Source organism: Aeromonas sp. 1HA1 (assembly GCF_029237385.1).
Taxonomy (GTDB): domain Bacteria; phylum Pseudomonadota; class Gammaproteobacteria; order Enterobacterales; family Aeromonadaceae; genus Aeromonas; species Aeromonas popoffii.
Window position 1 is genome coordinate 1 of sequence record NZ_JAACGC010000132.1, and the last position, 4,296, is coordinate 4,296.

The window sequence follows — 4,296 nt, forward strand, 5'->3', positions numbered from 1 at the left end:
TCTGGCGCTGCCAAAAATCAACGCGTTCTTGAGTGGTCATAGCGGAAATCCCAACGTAGATACGATGGGTTTCAGTGTGCCGAGGTGATCTCAGTAAAAACAGGTGCTGATTCAGGGGCGCTTACCGATGAAGAGCAAAAGTTAGCATGATCGTTACCATGTTCGGGAGTCACATAGGAGATCAGATCCTGGAAATCGGGAAAAGTGCCAATCAGTTCACAATATTTGTGTATAAGAGTCAGCTCTTGCCCCACCCGCAAAGGGCTTAGGCTCATTATCCTTTGCGCGGCTTGCGACGGCTCGCTGTAGGGAAAAACGTTACGAACACGCTGGGCAACCGGCTATCAAACAGGGTGCCACGCCGCAGCTTGAGCAACCACCAGATCAGGGCAATCGCCACAATAAATGATAACCATGCTATTCGCTCTACTCCTTTAAGCATTTGATATTCAACAGTATAAGCGGCCGCCAAGCCGATTTTTTGGCCAAGATCACAACGCCGCACGCCCATTGTTCTCATTTGTGGCCACGCTATGCAAAAACAGGCATCTATCTTGCTTTCTTTAAGGACGACTACCCATTCGACCTTTTTTTGACGGGACCCCGCCATGGCAGCACACCAGTTCACCCCCAGGTTTTATGAATTATTTCAATGCATTGGAGATCGATGTGAAGATAACTGCTGCCACGACTGGGCTATCACGATCGACAAAAAAACCTACCAGCGCTACGTCACCCACCCCGATCAACTGATCCAGAGTACGGCCAAGACCAGGATCAAGAGGACCAGAAAGGCCGAGAATAACTGGGCGGTGATAACCCTCGATGAAACGGGAAAATGCCCGTTTTTGACTGAGGGGCTATGCCAAATCCACACTCGGGCCGGGCCGCAAGCGTTGAGCGATACCTGTCAGAACTACCCCAGAGTGATCAGCCGTTTTGCCAACAACCAGCGCTTGAGCCTGACTCTCTCCTGCCCGGAGGCGTGCCGTCAGGTACTGCTAAACCCCGATGCCCTGTTGATAGGGGTCTCGCCACTTGCCGGATACCATCCGCTAGAACCGCTCTCCCCGGCGACCTTGCAACTGCATCAGTATTCGCTCGATATTCTGCTGACCGAAGGGCTCAGTGTAGAGGAGAAGCTGTGGCTGATCGGCTTGTTGATCCATCGCGATAGCAGCGCCCTCTCCAACGAGGCTTTCCTCGGCCAGATTAGCCAGCTGATTGAGGATCGGCAGCTGACTGCAGTGTTTTCACAACTGCCGTTTATCAGTCAGGTTCAGTGGAAAGCGCTGCGCAATCTCACCTATCTGCAAGTCTTGAATGCCCAGACCGGGTCGCAACGTGGGCAGCCCACCATGCAGCGCTGTCTGGAGCAGATCCAGCAGTTGCTAGCCGGGGAGTTCAATACCGATCGCCTTGGTAAATTACACGAAACCTGGCACCGCGAGGTGGCCCCCTTTCTGGCGGCGCGTCCCCATATCTTGCAGAACTATCTGGTCTATTACGTCTACCACCACCACTTTCCCCATCAGCCGCCCAAGAGCCCGCAGCAGTGCTACCGGCTGCTGATCGCCGACTACTTTCTGCTACGCAGTTACCTCTGCCTGCTGGCCATGGAGGGCAAGCTGACCGAGCAGGATGTGGTGAACCTGTTCTACAGCTACCACAGCCTGCGCCAGCATAATCGGGATTTTGAGGATGCCATTGACAAGGTGCTGACCGAGCACGGCGAGAACATGGACCTCACCCTCTACGCCCTGCTACAAACCGCCGTTGCCCCCTGAATGGGCATGGATAGATCAATTGAATAAATGACATTGGAAATGACATTAGGACACCCACCCTTCTGAGCAAGACGCTGTATAGTCAGCACACAAAAAGGTGGGTGTCCCAGTTTTGGTATCAAACCAGATGCCTTTGGAGAAAAGATGAAGTTTTACCGTGCTGAGCAATATCAAGCGTCTTGTGAAGATCTGTTTCTTAGATACGAGCGCGAAGTAAAAAATTTGCTCCCGAACGCAAGAGTTGAGCACGTAGGTGCCTCTTCCATTCCGCTGGCAATATCGAAAGGCGACCTTGATATTTTTATCGGCGTAGAAAGTGACGAACTCGAAGCTGCCGTCCAGATCCTGACGACATTGGGCTTTAAAGAAAAAGTCGATACCTTGAGAACATCGGAACTGTATATGTTGGAGTCAAGGTCCAGTGATGACGTTGCTTTTCAGCTGGTGGCCAATGGTTCTGAATTTGAATTTTTTCTGATTTTTCGTGATAAATTGCGCGCCAACCCTTCACTGGTTCAGCAATACAATGAACTCAAAATGTCTTGTGAAGGCCTGTCGCAAGATGACTATCGTCGAAAAAAATCTGATTTTATAAATCACGTTTTAACGGGAGCATAATCAGCCCACAAGCAGGTGAATGTCCCCGTTTTAAACACAAGGTGCCGTTCAGCAAGCGGCATCAGCCAATCCCTCACCCCCTTTGTGGTGAACAAAGTGAGCCTCTCTAGACTTTGTTTCGTGATAACCATGGCAGATGCTCAGTGGCAAACCGGCCCGAAAGAGCTGGATCCCGCCGCACTGAGGCTGGCGATACGCAAGAGACGCAAGGTCGCCAAGAAGACCCAAGAGATGACGGCATCACTGGGTGGCATCGCCAAGAAGAGCTTATTCAAGATGGAAGGGAGGGAATATCTACCTCTCGTGTACTGGGTCGTGGGCACCGCGGTGGCCATTGTATGACCTGTCCGATTATCCGTTATGCCATTGATTATTGATTTTAAAAAAATCAGTAGTACCCAGGATGAGCCAAAGTCGGATAGCTTGTCTATCCGACTTTTCTATTTGTCTGTGGCCGATAGAACAGCAGTTAATAAAAAATCTCTTATCGGGACTACAGACTAGCGATGTTTTTACACCGGATAACGTAATATTGCGTTGAGATCGGCTCCGGATGGTAGATCTTCGCTACGCACTGCCAATACCCTTGCTCCGGTAGCAATCGCCCGTTTGGCAATCTCATCGACAATGCTGTAACTGACTTCATCGCCGCTGCCGCTGAAGGAGATCAAACCTTCATCATCAATGGTCCCATTGATACTGCTGTCGATATTAATCAGCAGTAGATCGATGGCACCAAAGGTGGCCGCACGAGCCGCATCGGACAAGTCCTGAGTCACCCGCCGTTCACCTGAACGGGCTTCAAAGCGTGATTTCAGAGCATTTAACTGCGCCTGATAATAGTTTTCCAACAGTGGCCTAACCTGGGTCACCAGCTCAGATGCCCCCAAATGTTCGGCATTACAGAAAAGTGTTTCATCGGTAAGATTCGGTAACGAGTTGGTTGCACGATAAATAGAGGATAAAGGCTCAGTCGTGACCAAAATAAGCGGGTAATCATGACTCGCAAATATTGGCCGCAAGGCTTGGTCTATTTTACGGGTGTATTGCGCCAAACGTACTTTATAGTGAACCGCACCATGATGATGATCGTTTAATGCAGCCTCCCCCATGGCATCATGTTTGCGAGACGGCATATTCTGCACCGCAACTTCCACCGGCGGTACATCGGCAAAAAATTCGATCAGGCGCGCCTGATTCTCAGACAACGCCAGCACATAAGCTGAATGCGGGAATGTCAGTGCCCGCAGTAAAGGTTTGAGGTAAAAACGCTCGCTGACTTTAAGCTGGTTGGGCAATTTGTTTGCCAAACGGTAAGTCGTAATACTGTCCGGCGTAGCTAAAATGGCCAGGCTGCGGGCATGCAGATCCCAAAAATCCTCATCTTCCAGCACCGAATAAAGTTCTTCCTCCAACAGGGCCAAGCGGCGTTTATCCAAACCTTGTTCCGCAACCTGCTGCAATGCCTCTTTAATGAAGTTGCCCAATTGAATTTGGCTGGCGTCTAATTTTTGGTGCAACGGCGACGTTTCAAGGTAGATGGAAATACAGGCATCAGAGCGGACATCAGATAAACGGGAGAACTCTTCACGGCTTGGGATATCAACATATAACATGGACCACCTCGCGAATTTACAGTTTAGTTGGGTTGTGTGATGTTATTCAGTTCGTCCCCACTGGAATAGCGATAATCTTATCGACCAGAACTATGCCACATAGGCTGACTGGGCCTTTAGTATAGTCGGCTCATGCACAGGTCCTTAAGAGAGCTATTGTCAAATCTGGTGTATGGAGTCGGTCAGGCGGCATTCCTGTCTGACTCATCCAGCACCTGTACTCCGTCCTTGAATTTCACGTTGTTTACCACCAACGTCAGCAGCACAAATCCCTT

4 protein-coding genes and 1 pseudogene are annotated in these 4,296 nt (G+C 50.2%); 3 read left to right on the top strand and 2 right to left on the bottom strand.

Translation table 11 applies throughout. The features are described 5' to 3' along the window. Positions 1-334: 334 nt before the first annotated feature. Positions 335-421: pseudogene (locus GWQ22_RS20905) on the bottom strand (DUF3634 domain-containing protein); the annotation flags it as partial. A 187-nt stretch (positions 422-608) separates the two neighbouring features. Here GWQ22_RS20905 and fliB point away from each other — a divergent pair. The 3 genes from fliB (at position 609) to GWQ22_RS20920 (ending at position 2,747) form a co-directional block, all read left to right on the top strand. Then, positions 609-1,787 carry a flagellin lysine-N-methylase gene (fliB, locus tag GWQ22_RS20910; RefSeq protein ID WP_275931551.1) on the top strand — a complete coding sequence of 393 codons (1,179 nt, stop codon included), beginning with the start codon at positions 609-611 and terminating at the stop codon, positions 1,785-1,787. Positions 1,788-1,931: 144 nt separating this feature from the next. Then, a complete protein-coding gene (locus tag GWQ22_RS20915; protein WP_275931552.1) occupies positions 1,932-2,405 on the top strand; it encodes a GrpB family protein in 474 nt (157 codons plus the stop codon). Between the two features lie 129 nt (positions 2,406-2,534). Next, entirely contained in the window at positions 2,535-2,747 is a 213-nt protein-coding gene (locus GWQ22_RS20920) for a hypothetical protein (protein ID WP_275931553.1), read from the top strand. A 170-nt stretch (positions 2,748-2,917) separates the two neighbouring features. Here GWQ22_RS20920 and GWQ22_RS20925 read toward each other — a convergent pair whose 3' ends face one another. After that, on the bottom strand, positions 2,918-4,021 hold the full coding sequence (locus GWQ22_RS20925) for a hypothetical protein (protein ID WP_275931554.1): 1,104 nt from the start codon (positions 4,019-4,021) through the stop codon (positions 2,918-2,920). Positions 4,022-4,296 lie beyond the last annotated feature (275 nt).